Here is a 16,368-nt window from a genome sequence, read left to right on the forward strand (position 1 = left end):
CGGTTTGCTCTCCGGTGCCCAGATGGCGGAATTGGTAGACGCACCAGCTTCAGGTGCTGGCGCTCGCAAGGGCGTGGAGGTTCGAGTCCTCTTCTGGGCACCATTTACCCGTCCGAGGACGTCCATATACGCCCATCAAGTGACTGGTTTTTAAGCACTATTTTTGATATGGTGTCCGCAACTGTCCAAGCGGATTTGCCTATGATACCCCGCATTTCAGGGTATCGAACGGGGTATCGATCCGCCTGCGGGAAAGGACGATAGCGCCATGCCGCTCACTGCAATCAGTATCAAAAACGCGAAGCCTAGAGCCAAGCCATACAAAATCGCGGACGCCGCCGCACTCTATCTCCTCGTGAAACCCAACGGGGCGAAGCTGTGGCGCATGAATTACGTCTATCTGACGAAGCACAAAACTTTGGCGTTTGGTGTCTGGCCCGAGGTCAGCCTGGCACAGGCGCGCGTAAAACGCGATGAGGCGCGCAATCTCATTGCCGCAGGTTTAGACCCAGCAGAGGAAGCAAGGCTCGCTAGGTTGCGCGCTATCGAGCAATCCGAAAACACGTTCAAGGCTGTGGCAGAGGAGTGGTTCACCAAGAACGAAAGGGAAGGCAAGGCATCGGTTACGCTGCGCAAGATCCGCTGGCTTCTCGACAAGGCTTACCCAACGCTTGGTCACAGACCGATCGCGAAGATCGGGGCGCAAGAGGTTTTGCTCGTCTTGCGCAAAGTTGAAGCGAAGGGCCATTACGAAAGCGCTCGCCGAATGCGCAGCGTGATAAGCCGCGTCTTTCGTTATGGCATCGCCACCGCTCGCGCCGAGCGCGACATTGCAGCTGACCTTCGCGGCGCACTCATTACACCGCAGGTCAAGCATCTTGCTGCGATCACGACCGCAGAAGAAGCTGGCACCCTGCTGCGAGCAATTGAAGGCTATTCGGGCCATGCGACCACTCAGTTTGCGCTCCGCCTGTCGCCGCACCTATTTGTTAGGCCGGGCGAACTTAGGATGGCGCAAATGGAGGAAGATCTCGGCACCAAGCTCGACTGGGTGGCGGTCGACCATTTCAACACTGGCCATCCGCACAGCCACATCATGCTGCGCGGTGTCGACGATCGTGGCGAAAACCTCGTTATCGCGCGCGAATACATTGCGCACGGGATGCGTGAACGCGCGATGGAGATTGCGACGCTCGATCTAGGACCGCGCACCGACCTCGAAATCGAGGAACGGTTGCGCCACGATATCGGCGAAGAGCGGTTGACCGCGATCGACCGCCGCTTGAACCGGCAGATGAATGAGCAGCGGATCGTCTCGGCGAGCGATCGCGATCCGTTTCAGCAAAGTCTGCGCGCAGGCCGGTTGCAAAAGCTCGGCAAGCTTGGGCTGGCCGCGGATGTGGGCGGCGGGCACTGGCAACTCGCCGACGGTTTTGACGAGACGCTGCGCCGGATGGGCGAGCGCGGCGATATCACTCGCACCATGCAACGTGAATTGACAGCCGCGAAATTGGATCGCTCGGCGAGCGATCAGGCGATCTTCGATCCGACCGCGAAAGACCCTCGGCCTATCATCGGTCGGGTCGTTACGCGCGGCCTGGCTGATGAACTGCATGACCGGCATTTTCTGATCATCGATGGGGTGGATGGCCGCACGCACTATGTCGGGATCGGGAAGGGTGATGCGGTTGAGCCGCTAGCCGAAGGATCGATTGTGCAGATCGAGGCTCGCGCTGCGAAGGTTCGAAAGTCTGACCGCACCATTGCCGAAGTCGCTGCGGCCAATGGCGGACGATACAGCGTGGATGCGCATCTCAAGCACGATCCGTCTGCCAGTGAGGAATTTGCGCAGACGCATGTCCGTCGGCTCGAAGCGATGCGAAGGATGATGGGGAGCGTTGAGAGGGAGGCTGACGGGAGCTGGCAAATCGACGAGAACCATCTCGACAAGGCGGCAGCCTACGAAGCGCGGCGCATGCGCGACAGGCCGGTGGCAGTCGACATGCTGTCGCCGGTCCCGCTGCGCGATCTGCCACAAGCTGACGCCGCAACCTGGCTCGATCGTGAGTTGATTGCCGACAAACCTGTGCCGGTTCGCGACGCGGGGTTCGGGCGCGAGGTCAAAGCCGCGGCAACAGCAAGGACACAGTGGCTCGTCGAACAGGGATTGGCAGAGGAGCGCGACGATCAAGTCATTTACCGGAAGGGAATGGTCGAGACACTGCGGCGCCGCGAGCTGATGCGTGTGGCCAGCAAGCTATCCGACGAGCTCGAGCTTCGCTTCGTTGAGGCGAAAGCAGGCGAACGGATCGAAGGAACGTTTCACAAGCGCGTCGATATGACCAGCGGCCGGTATGCGCTGGTCGCGAAGTCAAAGGAGTTTACGCTCGCGCCTTGGAAGTCAGTGCTTGGCCGTCATGTCGGCAAGACGGTTTCGGGTATTGCGCGAGGTGATAGGACTAGTTGGAAACTTGGACGCGGGCGCAGTGAGCCAACGATTTCATAGGTCCGCTAAGCGCCCCAATCCAAGACGTAGCGATCCAAAATCTTAGCCCCGGAAAGCGGACATTCTTCGAGGCCATTCCGGCCACGGAGAATGACAATGACCTACTCACATTTTGATCCAGCTGCGCAAAACCGAGTGCCTTGGAACTTCGGCGCTAAGATCGGTCCGAAGCGTCCATTTAATCAGAAGCAGATCTGGGCGATCCGTTTCTTTCTAGATCGAGAAGAGCGCGTTCGAGATCGTGCGCTGTTTGATCTGGCGATCGATAGTAAGCTGCGGGGCTGTGATCTTGTAGAGTTGAAGATCGGTGATCTGGTTAGTGGCCCGGAAATCAGGACGCGGGCAACGATTACGCAACGCAAGACAGGGCGCCCCGTACAATTCGAAATTGCGGCAGACGCGCGTGCAAGTCTGTTCGCTTGGCTAGAGCTCAGAGGTGGTAACGTCGACGACTTCGTCTTTCCAAGCCGAGTTGATCCCGATCGTCACTTGAGCACAAGACAATACGCTCGGCTTGTTGATGAGTGGGTTGCGGCTATCGGCTTGCGGCCCGAGGAGTACGGGACCCACTCACTGCGCCGAACCAAGGCTTCGATCATCTACAAAGCCACAGGCAACATCCGTGCAATCCAGATTTTGCTTGGTCACTCCAAGATCGAAAATACGGTGCGTTATCTTGGCGTCGATATAGAAGACGCCCTGACACTGGCTGAGAAGACTGAGATTTGACTAATGACCGTGCTGTGGACCTTGGTCCACCATAAAGAAGGCCTCCGCCCCTAAAGTGGAGCGGAGGCCTTGAGTTGAGGTTGGCATTGCGAATGCCCGCAATGCCGCCCTTCGGGTCGCCTAGGTGCAGCGCTGCTGCTAACTGGATAAATCGTGAGGCAATTCACGTTCGCCTGACGGATCGCACCGATCAGATAGCGCGAGCTCGACCCGCGAACGTCCCTCATCGCACGCAATGGCCAAATCGATGGGTCTTCCGCCCAGCCCGACGTCATGGGTATTCATGAACTCAATCGCGGTCTCACGGCCAAGAATCAGGATAGCCAATCGTGTGGTCTCGCCTTGGCGTCGCGAAGCTGCCGGGGTGAGGCGCGCGCAGGGCTTAGGACGCCTCACGATGCGTGCCCTGCAAACAATATGGTCGTGAACGTAGATGGAAGAAACAAGATTCACTCCTCGTCTAAAGCGGGAGCACGCACCTGTCTCTCAGTCGCAGTTGCTCAAATGAAATCCCTGCGATGGGGCAGCCACTATCACACTCCTTGGGCCTTGTATCCCGTTTTTCTAGCGACATCCGAAATGGCACACGTTGGGAAGATTTGGGAGTTGTGGACCGGGAACATGCGCGAAGGCGTTCGAAACATGTCCTCCCCCATCACAAAGAGACTGTCCTAGAAGGTTGCGGTCCCAATACAGACCATCAGCGCCTCGTCTCTTGTGGTTCAGGACAAAATCCTGAGCCGTACGGACTTGGTCATCAACTGAGTGCTCTTCATTCTGAACTGAATTGTTGATCCCTTCGCTCTTCCTTCTCCCGTTGGGCCTTCTCTTGATCGAGCTTCACCTTGCGCGCCTGTTCGGCAAGACCGCGCCAAGTCTTTTCCGCCCGAAATTCGCGTTTTCTTACGTAGTTTCGCGTTTTCTTACGTAGTCAAGCGTTGCACTCTTCGCTGCCGCAGCGGCCGCGTCCGCGCGCTCGCAGCAGATTTCGGATGATTCGGCCATTCAGGGCTCCAATTCTGTATGTAGGTAATTGGACGCGACGAACGAGCTGTCGCGCCCAGTTGGAAAATCAATCGGCAGCAGACAGGTTGACCGCGCTTGCCTTGCCGTTGCGGCCAGTTTCGACCTCGTAATTGAGGCGCTGGTCCTTATCGAGCGCTTGCATTCCGGCGGCCTGAACAGCCGAAATGTGGACGAAGCTGTCGGCAGAACCGTCATCGGGCTGGATGAAGCCATAGCCCTTGTCGCCATTGAAGAATTTTACTGTACCGGTAGTCATATTCGCTTCCTTTCAAGAAACGGTCGTGTCCGGCGCGCGAGACTGCGGGCCGGGGTCGTGCGTCATGTCGTCAATTGAAAGGAGTTCGTCATATTCAAGGCGCGAGAACCAGAATTTTCCGGTTCCATAACCACGCGTCGATATCCGTCGAAATTCAACGTGAGCAGATTTGGTCGGGCGGTCTTCTTGCGAACTAGACGGTCGCTCCGGAGCCCGCTTGCGTCAGAACTGAGTTGGCAAACTGGGCCTTGCTCCAGGCACAGGCTGCGGCGGCGCCGAGTCCGTGCTGAAAGTCGCTGATACGACCAGCGATGTGTGAAGCCTTCGCAAGTTGGGCCAAGCGGTCGTCATCGTTTGAGGCACCGTCGGCGCCCATAAGCGCTCGCTGGTGCTCGGCATATTGAAGGTTCAGATCCATGTCAGTTCTCCGGCTTTGGCGGGAATGCTGATGCATGGCCACGGGTAATGATTGTCGCCTAGTCGATCATCGTTGCGACAAGACGTCGCAGCTCCGCGGTCGGCATGTGACTGGGATTTGTCCGGTCCCGGTCGGTCCGCCGTGCATGGATGGCACCATAGCGCGGCGAAAGTCTGGGGCGCGACGGATCGCGCAGGTTCATTGCATTCATTATTCTGATGTTCGGCAGGTTCTTCCCGCCGCCTTCTTGAAAGTCTCAGCGCCTGTATCCGCGTTTGCGAGCACCAGCGGGTCCGAGCCCGGGCGTTCGTTCGCGAAAGACGATCCGGCCTTTGGTCAGATCGTAGGGCGTTAATTCGACATGTACGCGGTCTCCAACGACCGATTTGATACGATAGCGACGCATCTTTCCTGCGGTGTAGCAGATCAGACGATGCTCATTATCGAGTGTGACACCGAAGCGCCCATCGGGCAGGATCTCGTTGATCTCGCCCTCCATCGTAATGAGCTCTTCCTTCGCCAATACATCATCCTCGCGTACAAAAATCATCCGCGCGGACGAATTCCGCTGCGGAGCCATGTAGGATGAAATGGAAGTGGTGCCGATCTCGCGCTTGGGCGCTCTTTGCGGCAATCATAATCCGTCGCAAACGACGTTAGGCAATATCTATATAGCAGCGTGCAAAAAAATTACAATGGGTGCGGTCGGAAACTATAGAACTTGCTTTATGCAGAGAGGTCGTGCCGCAACCTTTGTTCGATCAGTGGTTCTTGTTCTGACGTTTGTGCTCCGCAAGCGCATCGTCCAGGCTCGTGTATGTGTACGAGCCGACCCGGTAATGGGTCACGCTTACAGCCGAGATTCCCTCCGGCAGTGATACTCCACGTGAATTCATGGAGCCGCCTTCATTTTCCCATTGTCGTGTTGCGGGTGTTTCAGGGTGGGGCTTTGCATTGCTCTGGTCCATGGTATTGGTTATTTCCTTAAGAGGATTCGTCGGGCGACCAATCGGCCACATATCTGCCATCCCCGTCCTGCGCCTCCCTGATCCGCTTCGCGTAATAGGCGACAAGATCGAAATAGGTTTCGCGCTCTTCCGCCGAGGTCGAGCGTGCGGCATTAGCCTTCGCCAGCTCGTGGTTGCGGATTAACTGCTCGAGGGTCATGACAGGGCGGCTCCTCTGGGTCTGGAGAGCGAGAGGGTCGGCGTCAATCGAACGCCGACCATCGTTAAGGCTCTAACCCTGCTGGGCGCGTGCCTGCTCACGCTGCGGGTCACCCTGCTGTTGCTGGAGGTTCACAGCGCGTATGTCCTGGCCGTCGACCTGGTTGGTCTCGTAGCCATAGCGATCTCCAACCTTGGGTACTTGGGATTCATGTTGCAGATCCGCCTTGCCGAATGGGAGCACGTTGCCACCCTTTTCCGGACTGATCGTGCCCGCACCCCTGCCACTGTCGTAGCTCTTGATCTTGCCAAAATGTGTCATGTCACGTCCTTCAGTATGAATGCAGCGCGCCAGAATTGGACCGGCTGCGACTAAAAGGCGGAACTGAAGGAAGGGGCTTCTCGAAACTGGAAGCCTAAGACCGTCGATTGCGACTGGTAGCTAGCCCTAACATGGGGATGACAGCGCCTGAAACAAGGGGCCGCGATCAACGGTCGATCTTGGCAGATTGAAAATGCATTAGCGTTCTGCGCAGCGCAGCTGGATGATCGCTGCTTTGGCTAAGAGGCGAAAAGGAGGGGAACGGCATCTGGATTTGTGATGCCTCGGACCGTCTGTTGCGACTGGTAGCATCCATGAAATAGGGTCTGCGCAATAGCGTTGCAATGACCGGGCGGTTCTTACCGCGATCCGCGCGGCCTAGCCCGGTCCGTGCTGCTGCCGCTTCAGCTTTATCAGTTCAGCCAGTTGAATACTCGTGCCCGCCACTGTCTTGCGGGCGTGGTCTGCCCCGACGTTCTCCGCTGTCGCGGCGGCGTCGGCAAAAAGCCTCCCGCCGACCGAAACAACCGTCAGATGATCAGGAGCCGCGAACCGGCTCCGCTCAACCGTCTGGCGCAATTTGGCGAGGGTGTGTTCGCGAGGGAGCGCTTCGGACAAGCCGATGTCCACTGCGTCGGGTTGTTGTGCTGCTAACTGGTTGGCCAGCGCCTGATTGCTGTCGGGAAAGACCATGTCGACCTGCCAGCCCGCATCGGTGAACAGATCGGCCAACAGCGAGGTCCCAAGCGTGTGGGGTTCGCCCGGTGCGGTGGCCAGGAGAATGCTGTACCGGCTCTGTCGCAACTTCCCAGGCACAGGAGTGCTGCGGACCGCGTGGCCTGCCAGCTGCAACATGCTGAGCCCGATAGTGAGGTCAAATTCAGAGCAGTCGTCTGACAACCACGCATCGCCCAGCGCGCGAGCCGTCGGCTCGATCAGATGTGTGAGGATTGCGTCTCCGTCCCATCCCTTTTCGGCAAGCGAAGCGATGGTCTGGTTCATACCGATGTCATCGCCGTGGAGGACCAGATCGATCAGAGCCGGTACGAGCCGGGTGAGTTCGTGTCCGGCCTCGGCCCGCCGAATGTCTGAATCTCGTGCCACATCTCCGTGAACGCTCAACATATCCCAGGCGCCGAAGAGCCGGGCAGGGATAATATGCTCACTCAGGATCTCGATATCGCAATGGCGCGGGTCCTTGCTGATCGAATCCCACAAGGTCTTCAGGCCTACGGGCGAACCTTCAAGCGTCTGGAAAAATCGCCCCCGGTCGTAAAGCAACATGCCGGTAAGGCCGAGCGTATGATTGCGTTCTCTTGCCTTCCAAGCGAGTTCGCGCAAGTCGGCCTCAGTCGGCCGGAACGTGACCTTGCTCTGATAGGTTATGCTGGTTGTCCAGTCGCTCGGCTTTATGGTGGCGTCGTCAAGCTGGAGCGTCATGAAATGCTTCCCCTTATATGTTCGGGATGCATAAGCTGCGTCGCTAGCCGCAGAAATCAGGCAATGCCAAGATGCCACACTCGCAGGAACTCACCCCTTGCGGTCAGACATTCTCGATCTTGCGAGCCAAGATTTATCCGAATGGCCGTGAGTGCTGCAAGCCAAGCTCTTGATGCCGTCTTTCGATTTATCCCATTCGAAAGCTGAATGCGCCGGACGCTCTTGTCAAGCATGATAAGCGCGATTCGATCAGCCAGGCGAAGCAAGCATCGGGTGCCATTTATGCTCGACCAGTTAGTCATCCTGTTCAACGTCGAACGGGCGGAGAGAGTGGCGCATGAAAGTATCCATCTCGCTTTATGCCGGCGATTATTTCAACTGGCTCAACGCCAAATCTGGGTCGCCCACCTGCGACGACCTCAGTCAGTCGGTCGGCTTTTCATCCAGACGTAGATGGCGGAAGCTTGCCGCCGGTGATGTCATCCGTGATGACCGCGGCCGAGCCGTCTGCTTCAAGGAATCTATAGTATGGCAATGTGACACCTCGCTGCCCAAGGATATGGGAAGCGCCGATGAGCATTGCCATGATCATTCGCCATGCGGCCGCCTCTATTCGTATCGTCGGCAAGCCGTACCTGGTGGATTTCATCGCGAGAGGACGGCGGGATTTCCGGCCCGGGTGAACCGGGCGTGATCCGAGCGCTTGCTAATTCAGGGCCTCTCGTAATTCTGACCATTCAGTCCCACATAAAGAATATCGCATCTAAACACCGGTAGGCTTTTGCGACTGAGAGACCTTGTGCTCCCGCTTACGAGACGAGGACAAAAGATCATGCCGCAAGATATATTTCTTCCGCGCTGCCATCCACATATGCTTGGCGAAGACGGGCACGTCGATCTCGCCAGATGCGAGGAATTGGCCGCAGATATGGCCGACCTCAAAGAGCTGGGAGTCATTCTCACCCTCGTCGCAAGTTATGCTGTCGGCACCGACCGGTATTCGAATCTGAGCGATGCTTTGGCTCAGGCTCGAGCCAATCGATCAGCGGACACTAAGTTGGATACGAGAGCCAAAGGCCGCCTGATAAATGGTCATTAATCGTCACTCGCTTCATATGGTCGTCCATCCGCTTACGGATCGAAAAGCAAAGGCAGCCTCCTTTGTTGCATTCGTCAAAAGCCGACAGTCAGCAATCGGCCCAATCCGTAGCGTGCCACGGTCGCGGAAGACCTGTGAGGTCGTTCATAAGTCCGCCAGTCTGCGTACAAAGCAATAGAATACTCGCTTCTTGAAGGCGTCGCGTTGCAAGCCTTCCAGAGTAATCTCTGCGCATTGTTCATTTAGAACCAAAACGCCCCATTACCAAGGCAGCGATCGTAAGGAGCAGGATTGCTGCAGCTTCATAGAGGACATTCTCGGGGGCCATGTCCTTGCCTTGCAACACGATCAGGCGAGCGATTGCGGTGATTGCGATAAAGATCGGGAAGACGAAGAAGAGCCCCTTGCCCGTGTAGAACACCGCAATCATCCCGACCACTTCTGTGTAGAGAAACATGAGCAGCAGGTCTGCAAGTTCGATTGTCCCGCGATCAATAACCGTCCAGACTTCGACGCCAACTGCCGCTAGCGTCATGATCATTGTTATGACGAGCAGAAACCTCTCAACCAGCTTGAAGAGCTTTGACGCGTGGTCGCCCTCATCGGAGCTGTTGGCGTCCGGTGCATCGGTCGATGCGGGGCTTGGTGTGGGCTGGTTCATCGCCGCATGATAGCATAGACCGAGGCACAGCCGCGAATGGACTATGCTTCAACCACGCTTCCCACGGACATCGTCAGCCTTAACTAAGCCACGCGTCATAATTGCGAACGAAAATCATTATAGGCCAGATGCTCACCATCTGTTATGTCACGCGCATGAGAGGAACAGAGGGACTTCCGGCAAAAAGTCATTTCGATGAGCTGATGGAGCATGCAGTATCACTCGGGCAGCGCGCTTCCATAGCCGTTGAGAATGGCGACGATGAACTTGCTTCCATGCTAATCGAAGACGCCGAGCTGTTGGCCAATGACATCACGCAGCTTGTCGATGACATTGAGCATCATCAAATGCTGGAGCTGCTTCGAGTAATGGAGAAACGAGAAGCCGAAGCCCAAGTTCGGCAGTCCAAAACACAAAGCAATGCGGAAACGCTCAAGCGGATGGGTATCGGGCTTGGAGCGAGCCTGGCTCTCGGCGGTGCGTTGATCGAAATCTAATGAGAGCAGCGCTTGGTGTGCAGCCGTCGTAGCTACGGCTCGGTGACGCTCGGTCTGGCGTGAAAACGTTTAGACTCTAATCATCAAGCACTCTTCCAAACTCGAAAGCATCGGCGGGCATGAAACCACCTACCAGATATGCTTCAGGCGCCGCTGTGAAAAAGAATTCGAGAAAAGCAGCCGAAGTTGTAGGCTCCGTGTCAGCCTTTTTCATTCTCGCGACCGCGATCTCTGAGCCGAACGCTTGTGTCTCGGGAATGGCAACATAGGCGAGGTGTTCCGGCCAATGGTCCGCATAGAATTTCGCAAGATGACCGAAGACAAGGCCCGCCGGAGCAATATCGCTCATTACCGCATAGGGAATATCGCGGTGCTGGATAGCGAGGCGGCCCGGAAAGTCGATCACCTCGCGCTTGAGAAGAGCTTTTGCCTCATCATGCCCGAGCAGCTCGCCCAGTGTGCGAACATATTGCTGCCGCGCCCCCATTTCACGCGTAGTCGCTACGACGAATGGCAGACCTGAGCGCGAAAAAGACTTCAGATCGGTAATTTCTTCGGCCCGACTTCGCTCGATCAGCAGGCCCATTCCGCGATGCTTTGCGAAAACGCGCGGTTGTTCCGCAAGCACTCCCCTCTCCTCCAGGCGCTTCATTGGTCCTTCGCCAAGCATCACGAGATCCGGATAGACCGGGCCACCTGAATTCACCGGAAGCTTAGCATTGCCCATCCGAAAGCCACCGGCTTCGAGTGCATCCACGATCATCACTTGCGGCAATGTCACGACCAAAATGTCTGCTGCGGTGATCGAGCAGCGGTTGGTCTCAGCGCAATACGTTGGGAAAGCTTCAAGCAGCAGCGGCAGAAGAACGGGATAGTGGTTTCCTTCGGTGAAAATGGTGAGCTTGGCGCTCCCGTCCATCGGCCCGACGATGTCGGGCACGCTGTTTGTCAGTCCATCGCCTCGATCAATCCCTTTATCGATGCGCAGAAGGCCTTCATTCGGACCGTATTGCGGCCATGACAAATGTTCTCCGGCTTGCGCTGAAGGTGCAAAAATCAGCCAAAGGAAAACCGCCTGAGTGAGGACGCGAAGAAGTTGCATCATGTATGTGTCCTTTCCGGGTGAGCTAAAAACTATCGTTCTTGGCTCATCTGACCTTTCTATCCACTTTTCGGGCAAGACCTCTAGAAGCAAAGGGCGCACTGCTCGCTCACCATTCGAATGTCCGCTTTTAGCGGCTTCATCAACTCACGAGCGGGCGGACCGTTTTTGGCCGAAATTCGAGATGCGCACTTTCGACCATTATTGGGGTGTGAGGCGTACATGCTTCTAGCGAGTCAGAGATACTCACGCGGGGGCGCGGCCTTGCATTGCGTGATTTCCCTTGTGCCCATTCACTATTCTCCTAGGGAGAGAATGCGATGGCTAACCGATACTCGATTATTGCGCGCCTGTTTATAACGCTCGCCGCATTTGCGGCGATGGTGCAGTGGTCTGTACCGCAAGGATGGATGCTGTCGCGTGACGCCAGCGGCGCACTGCTCCTGACGCCTTGCCCAAGCACATCTAGAGCGCTCGCCGAGCTGGCCGAAATCGCCGGGACCGCCGCTCAGCACGCGCACCATTCACAGCAGCATGATTTGGCGAACGCCGATCAAGAGGCAAACCAAAAAGCCCTAGGACACACGCACGACGAAGGCGCGCCGGGCATGGCTGAAGCGCTGTGCGATCAGGCCGCGCTTGGCACCGCGATGATCCCACCGAGGGTTTTAGAGATTGCGGACCAACCTCCGAGTATTAATCAAGGACACTCGAAGGTCAGTCAAATCATACCGGGGCAAGGCCTTGCCGCTCCGCCGCCGCCCTCAACTGGCCCTCCATTCCTGATTGCCTGAAGACCGCTGCCTTGCGCCTTAAACCAATGAAAGGCGCAGGCAACATTCGTCAGTCGAGCCACGCGTCGTCGGCTCGTCGCTCGTGAGTGCGCTTAAGCGCTGCTGACCTCGCGCGACACCTCAGGAATGCAAATCCATGCACATACTCTCTTTTACCCGGTCGCTGGTCGCGACCTCCTGCCTCATATTCCCATTCAACGCGCTTTATGCGCAAGGTATCGGCCAACGCCAGGATGAGATCATCGTCACCGCGAGCCTTGACGGCTCGCCCACATCCAAATCGGTCGAGGAGGCGCGCGCCGAACTTGAACGTATTCCCGGCGCAATTGGTGTTGTCGAGGACGAAGGCTTTGCCGATATCTTCGCGCTCAGCATCGGGGATACACTCGAACTAACGCCCGGCGTTTTCGCGGATATGAGCGCTTTGCGTGAAAGCCGGATTTCAATTCGGGGATCTGGTCTCAACTCGAGCTTCGAGCGTCGCGGTCTAACAGTTCTGCGCGACGGTGTGCCGATCAGTCGCGCCGCTGGTTCCACCGAGTTTCAGGAAATCGATCCTCTTTCCTTCCGCTATCTGGAGGTCTTCAAAGGGGCCAATGGTCTCGAATATGGCGCCGCTTCGCTTGGCGGTGCCATCAACGTCGTTAGCCCCACCGGTCGCACGGCACGATCTCCAGTCACGTTGCGAGCTGAAGGAGGGAGTTTCAGCACGTTTCGAGGCAACGCAACTGTGAGCGGCAAAAACGAAGACACCGATTTCTGGGTTGGCGTTACGGAGCTGACGACGGACGGGTTCCGCGAACATAGCGACGTACGAAGCCTTTACGGGCATGCCAATCTGGGGTGGCAGGTCGCCGACAACATCGAAACGCGTTTTTACGTCACCGCGCTAACGGATAACTTTGAGCTTGCCGGAGCGCTCCAGCTCGATGATGCCCTTGAAAATCCGCGCGCAGCGGGACGTCCGGTGACCGTTGGCCCCTTCTTTCCCGGCGGACCTGTGACGGTCCTCGATCCGGGGCCCGTCGCTGACGATTGGGATCGCAACCTCGATGTCCTGCGGTTCTCCAATCTGATCGTGGTCGAATTGGGTGCTGGCACCGATCTTGAGGTTGGGGTGTGGTATTCCCGGCGCGAGCTGGACCACGCGATCACGCGCTTCGCGGGCATCATTGTGCAAGGCGAAGATGAAGTCGGCGCCTCGGTCCGGCTGACAGGAGAAATCCCATTCCTGGCGCCGCAAAGCCGCTGGCAGGTCGGGGCTATGTATGCCTTTGGCAGCAACGACGCTGAAGTGTTCGAGAATATTTCCGGTGAGCGCGGGCTGCTGACGTCGAGGTCGGATCAGGACTCATCGCTTTTGATGACCTACGCTCAGCTCGATCTGGGCCTCACCGATCGGCTGACCCTTGTCACCGGCGGGCAATACGCCCGCGCCACCCGCGATGCCGAAGCGATCCTTAACACTGTGACAGGCCGGGGCGAATACGATCAGATCAATCCCCGCGTGGGAATTCTTTATGACGCGACCGACGAGGTCCAGCTGTTCGGCAATATCAACCGCACCTTCGAACCGCCCAGCCTTACCGATTTGACAGCGGGCGGCGCGTTTCCCTTCGCGCCTTTGGAAGAGCAGCGCGGAACTGTGTTCGAGATCGGCACGCGCGGCCAATCCGGCGTGTTTTCGTGGGACATTGCCGCCTACCGGGCCGAGATTGAAAACGAATTCCTCGATTTCGCCGTCCCAGGCGCATTCGGCCTCATAACGGTGACGGGTAACGGGGACCGAACAATTCATCAAGGCATCGAAGCCGGCATTGACTTACGCCCTGCAAGAGAGCTGCTTGAATCTCGTGGGCAATCGCTTCGTCTCTCGGCGGCTTACACGTTCAACGATTTCCGTTTTGTCGACGATCCACTCTACGGGAATAACGATCTGGCCGGAGTGCCGCGCCATGTCCTGATTGCGGAGGCGCGCTTCGATCAAATCGAAGACTGGTACGTTTCAACAACCCTGCGGTTCATTCCCGATGGCCCGTTCGCGGATTTTGCCAACACACAGCGAGCGCCTGGCTATGAGACGGTGCAAATCACTGCCGGCGTAACGATATTCGATCGCTTCCAGCTCTTCGGTTCGGTCGAGAACCTGTTCGACACAGTATTCATTTCAAATCTGACGACCGTCGCTGATCAATCGATCAGCAACTCGGCGATCTTCACGCCCGGGCAAGGACACGCCTTCTTTGGCGGTCTTCGGACGCGGTTCTGAGACAGGAGCAAAAGATGTCCATCAAGAACGCAACCGCGCGCTGGTCCAATTCAAAACACCGCTGGCTGGCGTTGATTGGCGGGATCAGCCTTCTTGTGTGGGGCCTTTCGGGCCTCACACATATCGGGCTGGTCTTGTTCGGTCCGCAGCAGGCGCAATTCCGACCACCCGCCGCGCAAATAGAGCTATCCGGAGCCAAACCTATTGCCGAAACTCTGGCGCAAGCCGGAATTGGCGAGACAATCGCTGTCAAGTCGGTCGCAGCGCCGGATGGCAAGGCGCTGTGGCAAGTAACCGAGGAGGCGATGACCCCGCGCCGATACTTCTCACCTGCCGATGGAACCGAAGTTCCCGGCGGGGACCGCGCACAGGCAGAGTTTTTGGCGCGGCACTTTCTCGCAACTGATCGCGCGATTACGGCGGCTACGTTGCAGACCGAGTTTGACGAGGAGTACCCGTGGGTCAATCGTCTCCTTCCCGTGTGGAAGCTTGACTTTGAGGGCGATGATGAACTCACCGCTTACGTTCATACCGAAACCTCAGCTCTCGCAGCCGTCAACAATTCGACCAAGGCAACCTTCCAGGCCGTATTCCAGGTCCTGCACACCTGGGAATGGGTGCCCGAGGGCATGGAGTGGCTTCGTGTAATAGTGATTGTGCTTATGGTCGGAAGCCTCTTTGCGCTGGCCGCCACCGGCGTCATGATGCTTATTACGGTGCGGCGGAAAAAGCGCGTTCCCGGCACGAAGGGATGGCACCGGATCATGAGCTACGTTCTTGCGCTTCCGCTCATGATGTTCTCTCTGAGCGGCATCTATCACCTCGTGCAGTCCGCGCTCGTCCCGCCAGAAAGCCAATTGCGAATGGGTGCCCCCATCAATTTGGCGACCGGCGCATGGCCTATCGAAGAAGACTGGACCGATCTTAGCGCTGGGCGTGACATTACCTCGGTTTCCCTTGTCGAGGGCGCAGATGGCCGAGCGCTTTATCGCGTCGGTCTGGCCCCACCCAATGGCGCCACGGGTGGCGGCATGCACGACCATTCCGACGGCGAGGACGCTAAAACCGACGATCATACAGCGGACGCAGTCAGCGCCGATCCACAACCTGTTACTGTGCCCCAAACTGGCGCAGAGATCCGCGAAGCGCGCTTCGTGGGACTCCAACCCGATGGTCCCGCGATCTATCTCGATGCCAAAACGGGCGATGTGATGCCTGAAGGGGACCGCGACATCGCGCTGGCCATTGCCGGCCGCTTCATCGGCGCAGGCGAAGGGACGGTTACTAGCGTGGAGCTCGTGACCCGGTTTAGTCACGAATACGATTTTCGCAACAAACGCTTGCCCGTTTGGCGCGTCGATTACGCGGACCCGGTTGCCGCCACGGTGTTTGTGGATACAGCCTCCGGTGTATTGGTGGATCGCGTCGCAGACTGGGAGAAGCCGGAAAGACTTGTCTTCAGCATGATACACAAGTGGAACTTCTTGTTCCCGGTCGGTCGGCTAAATCTCAATCTGATTGTCGGCGGTTTTGTCTTCGCGCTCATTGTGTTCATGGCGATTTTTGGACTTCAGATGGACTGGAAAAGCCGAAAACTGCGCAAGCGTCGCAAACGCAGTATTCCGCCACCGGGAGCGACGATTTCCGATCCCGCCGAATAAGCGATGTTTGAAGAGATCGTGCAAAGGAACTGGACGACTAAAGGGTGGAGTTGCATTGCCGCTCCACCCCGTTTGTTGTCACGATCAACGATCGCAAGATTTTGACATGGGCTGCCTTACTAACCGGCTAGACCTTGTCCGTATCTGGTTCGCAAGTTGGCTGTCGCCTTCGGTTCAGGATAGTCAGTTTTCGGACACTGGAGCCCAAAACCGGACGGACCGCTTTCGGCCCAAAACTCGTCGCTCTGCGCGAGTGCCCGCTTGCTCAACTTATAACAGACAAATTGCGCCCGCCATAAAACCACTTGGTTGCGGATAGTCAGGTCTCCTGAAGGGATCGCTAGCCACGGACTTTGCAGGCATCAATTCAACTAGCATATGAAGCACCGCATCCAACCGTTTATGACGGCACGCTTTTCGGA

At 57.2% G+C, this 16,368-nt stretch carries 16 protein-coding genes and 1 tRNA gene; 9 read left to right on the forward strand and 8 right to left on the reverse strand.

The features are described from left to right. Positions 1–16: 16 nt before the first annotated feature. From IB285_RS14655 to IB285_RS14665, 3 genes are all read left to right on the forward strand, one after another. Positions 17–103, forward strand: a tRNA-Leu gene (locus tag IB285_RS14655). A 165-nt stretch (positions 104–268) separates the two neighbouring features. Then, positions 269–2,506 carry a DUF3363 domain-containing protein gene (locus tag IB285_RS15160; protein WP_190788856.1) on the forward strand — a complete coding sequence of 746 codons (2,238 nt, stop codon included), beginning with the start codon at positions 269–271 and terminating at the stop codon, positions 2,504–2,506. A gap of 96 nt (positions 2,507–2,602) precedes the next feature. Further along, a complete protein-coding gene (locus tag IB285_RS14665) occupies positions 2,603–3,235 on the forward strand; it encodes a tyrosine-type recombinase/integrase (protein WP_190788857.1) in 633 nt (210 codons plus the stop codon). A gap of 1,072 nt (positions 3,236–4,307) precedes the next feature. Here the strand turns inward: IB285_RS14665 and IB285_RS14670 are convergent. The 6 genes from IB285_RS14670 to IB285_RS14690 all read right to left on the reverse strand — a co-directional run bounded on the left by IB285_RS14670 (position 4,308) and on the right by IB285_RS14690 (position 7,863). Beyond that, positions 4,308–4,517 (reverse strand): cold-shock protein, encoded by a 210-nt coding sequence (locus tag IB285_RS14670; RefSeq protein WP_190788858.1) that lies wholly within the window; start codon positions 4,515–4,517, stop codon positions 4,308–4,310. Between the two features lie 674 nt (positions 4,518–5,191). Further along, positions 5,192–5,458, reverse strand: a complete 267-nt coding sequence (gene infA, locus IB285_RS14675) for a translation initiation factor IF-1 (protein WP_190789157.1) — start codon at positions 5,456–5,458, stop codon at positions 5,192–5,194. Positions 5,459–5,696: 238 nt separating this feature from the next. Further along, entirely contained in the window at positions 5,697–5,831 is a 135-nt protein-coding gene (locus IB285_RS15110; RefSeq protein WP_268888711.1) for a hypothetical protein, read from the reverse strand. A gap of 88 nt (positions 5,832–5,919) precedes the next feature. Then, positions 5,920–6,102 carry a hypothetical protein gene (locus IB285_RS14680; protein ID WP_190788859.1) on the reverse strand — a complete coding sequence of 61 codons (183 nt, stop codon included), beginning with the start codon at positions 6,100–6,102 and terminating at the stop codon, positions 5,920–5,922. Between the two features lie 72 nt (positions 6,103–6,174). Continuing rightward, complete coding sequence (locus tag IB285_RS14685; RefSeq protein WP_190788860.1) at positions 6,175–6,423, reverse strand: cold-shock protein; 249 nt, start codon at positions 6,421–6,423, stop codon at positions 6,175–6,177. Positions 6,424–6,801: 378 nt separating this feature from the next. Next, entirely contained in the window at positions 6,802–7,863 is a 1,062-nt protein-coding gene (locus IB285_RS14690) for a BLUF domain-containing protein (protein WP_190788861.1), read from the reverse strand. A gap of 337 nt (positions 7,864–8,200) precedes the next feature. On the opposite strand from IB285_RS14690, the gene IB285_RS14695 reads away from it, so the two are divergent. Together IB285_RS14695 and IB285_RS14700 are read left to right on the forward strand one after the other, a co-directional pair. Next, positions 8,201–8,557, forward strand: coding sequence for a hypothetical protein (locus IB285_RS14695; protein ID WP_190788862.1), 357 nt, complete (start codon positions 8,201–8,203; stop codon positions 8,555–8,557). Positions 8,558–8,695: 138 nt separating this feature from the next. Continuing rightward, positions 8,696–8,962 (forward strand): hypothetical protein, encoded by a 267-nt coding sequence (locus IB285_RS14700; protein ID WP_190788863.1) that lies wholly within the window; start codon positions 8,696–8,698, stop codon positions 8,960–8,962. 238 nt (positions 8,963–9,200) lie between these two features. Here the strand turns inward: IB285_RS14700 and IB285_RS14705 are convergent, their stop codons facing one another. Next, entirely contained in the window at positions 9,201–9,623 is a 423-nt protein-coding gene (locus IB285_RS14705; RefSeq protein WP_190788864.1) for a phosphate-starvation-inducible protein PsiE, read from the reverse strand. Positions 9,624–9,751: 128 nt separating this feature from the next. On the opposite strand from IB285_RS14705, the gene IB285_RS14710 reads away from it, so the two are divergent. Continuing rightward, entirely contained in the window at positions 9,752–10,120 is a 369-nt protein-coding gene (locus IB285_RS14710) for a hypothetical protein (protein ID WP_190788865.1), read from the forward strand. Positions 10,121–10,196: 76 nt separating this feature from the next. Here the strand turns inward: IB285_RS14710 and IB285_RS14715 are convergent, their stop codons facing one another. Beyond that, complete coding sequence (locus IB285_RS14715; RefSeq protein WP_190788866.1) at positions 10,197–11,225, reverse strand: substrate-binding domain-containing protein; 1,029 nt, start codon at positions 11,223–11,225, stop codon at positions 10,197–10,199. Between the two features lie 407 nt (positions 11,226–11,632). On the opposite strand from IB285_RS14715, the gene IB285_RS14720 reads away from it, so the two are divergent. The 3 genes from IB285_RS14720 (at position 11,633) to IB285_RS14730 (ending at position 15,946) form a co-directional block, all read left to right on the forward strand. Further along, the gene (locus IB285_RS14720) at positions 11,633–12,016 is read left to right on the forward strand and encodes a hypothetical protein (protein WP_190788867.1); all 384 of its coding nucleotides are present in this window, start codon (positions 11,633–11,635) and stop codon (positions 12,014–12,016) included. Between the two features lie 136 nt (positions 12,017–12,152). Further along, positions 12,153–14,285: a TonB-dependent receptor family protein gene (locus IB285_RS14725; protein ID WP_190788868.1), complete on the forward strand. Its 2,133-nt coding sequence runs from the start codon at positions 12,153–12,155 to the stop codon at positions 14,283–14,285. 14 nt (positions 14,286–14,299) lie between these two features. Beyond that, positions 14,300–15,946 carry a PepSY domain-containing protein gene (locus IB285_RS14730; protein WP_190788869.1) on the forward strand — a complete coding sequence of 549 codons (1,647 nt, stop codon included), beginning with the start codon at positions 14,300–14,302 and terminating at the stop codon, positions 15,944–15,946. Positions 15,947–16,368 lie beyond the last annotated feature (422 nt).

It is taken from the genome of Erythrobacter rubeus, assembly GCF_014705715.1.
GTDB classification, from domain to species: domain Bacteria; phylum Pseudomonadota; class Alphaproteobacteria; order Sphingomonadales; family Sphingomonadaceae; genus Erythrobacter; species Erythrobacter rubeus.

Excerpts from the sequence above, each read along its gene's own strand:
- IB285_RS14670 (WP_190788858.1), bottom strand. The coding sequence starts at position 4,517 with ATGACTACCGGTACAGTAAAATTCTTCAATGGCGACAAGGGCTATGGC.
- IB285_RS14690 (WP_190788861.1), bottom strand. The coding sequence starts at position 7,863 with ATGACGCTCCAGCTTGACGACGCCACCATAAAGCCGAGCGACTGGACA.
- IB285_RS14680 (WP_190788859.1), bottom strand. The coding sequence starts at position 6,102 with ATGACCCTCGAGCAGTTAATCCGCAACCACGAGCTGGCGAAGGCTAAT.
- IB285_RS14710 (WP_190788865.1), top strand. The coding sequence starts at position 9,752 with ATGCTCACCATCTGTTATGTCACGCGCATGAGAGGAACAGAGGGACTT.
- IB285_RS14720 (WP_190788867.1), top strand. The coding sequence starts at position 11,633 with ATGCTGTCGCGTGACGCCAGCGGCGCACTGCTCCTGACGCCTTGCCCA.
- IB285_RS14715 (WP_190788866.1), bottom strand. The coding sequence starts at position 11,225 with ATGATGCAACTTCTTCGCGTCCTCACTCAGGCGGTTTTCCTTTGGCTG.
- IB285_RS14725 (WP_190788868.1), top strand. The coding sequence starts at position 12,153 with ATGCACATACTCTCTTTTACCCGGTCGCTGGTCGCGACCTCCTGCCTC.
- IB285_RS15160 (WP_190788856.1), top strand. The coding sequence starts at position 269 with ATGCCGCTCACTGCAATCAGTATCAAAAACGCGAAGCCTAGAGCCAAG.
- IB285_RS14695 (WP_190788862.1), top strand. The coding sequence starts at position 8,201 with ATGAAAGTATCCATCTCGCTTTATGCCGGCGATTATTTCAACTGGCTC.
- IB285_RS14705 (WP_190788864.1), bottom strand. The coding sequence starts at position 9,623 with ATGAACCAGCCCACACCAAGCCCCGCATCGACCGATGCACCGGACGCC.
- IB285_RS14700 (WP_190788863.1), top strand. The coding sequence starts at position 8,696 with ATGCCGCAAGATATATTTCTTCCGCGCTGCCATCCACATATGCTTGGC.
- IB285_RS15110 (WP_268888711.1), bottom strand. The coding sequence starts at position 5,831 with ATGAATTCACGTGGAGTATCACTGCCGGAGGGAATCTCGGCTGTAAGC.
- IB285_RS14730 (WP_190788869.1), top strand. The coding sequence starts at position 14,300 with ATGTCCATCAAGAACGCAACCGCGCGCTGGTCCAATTCAAAACACCGC.
- IB285_RS14685 (WP_190788860.1), bottom strand. The coding sequence starts at position 6,423 with ATGACACATTTTGGCAAGATCAAGAGCTACGACAGTGGCAGGGGTGCG.
- IB285_RS14665 (WP_190788857.1), top strand. The coding sequence starts at position 2,603 with ATGACCTACTCACATTTTGATCCAGCTGCGCAAAACCGAGTGCCTTGG.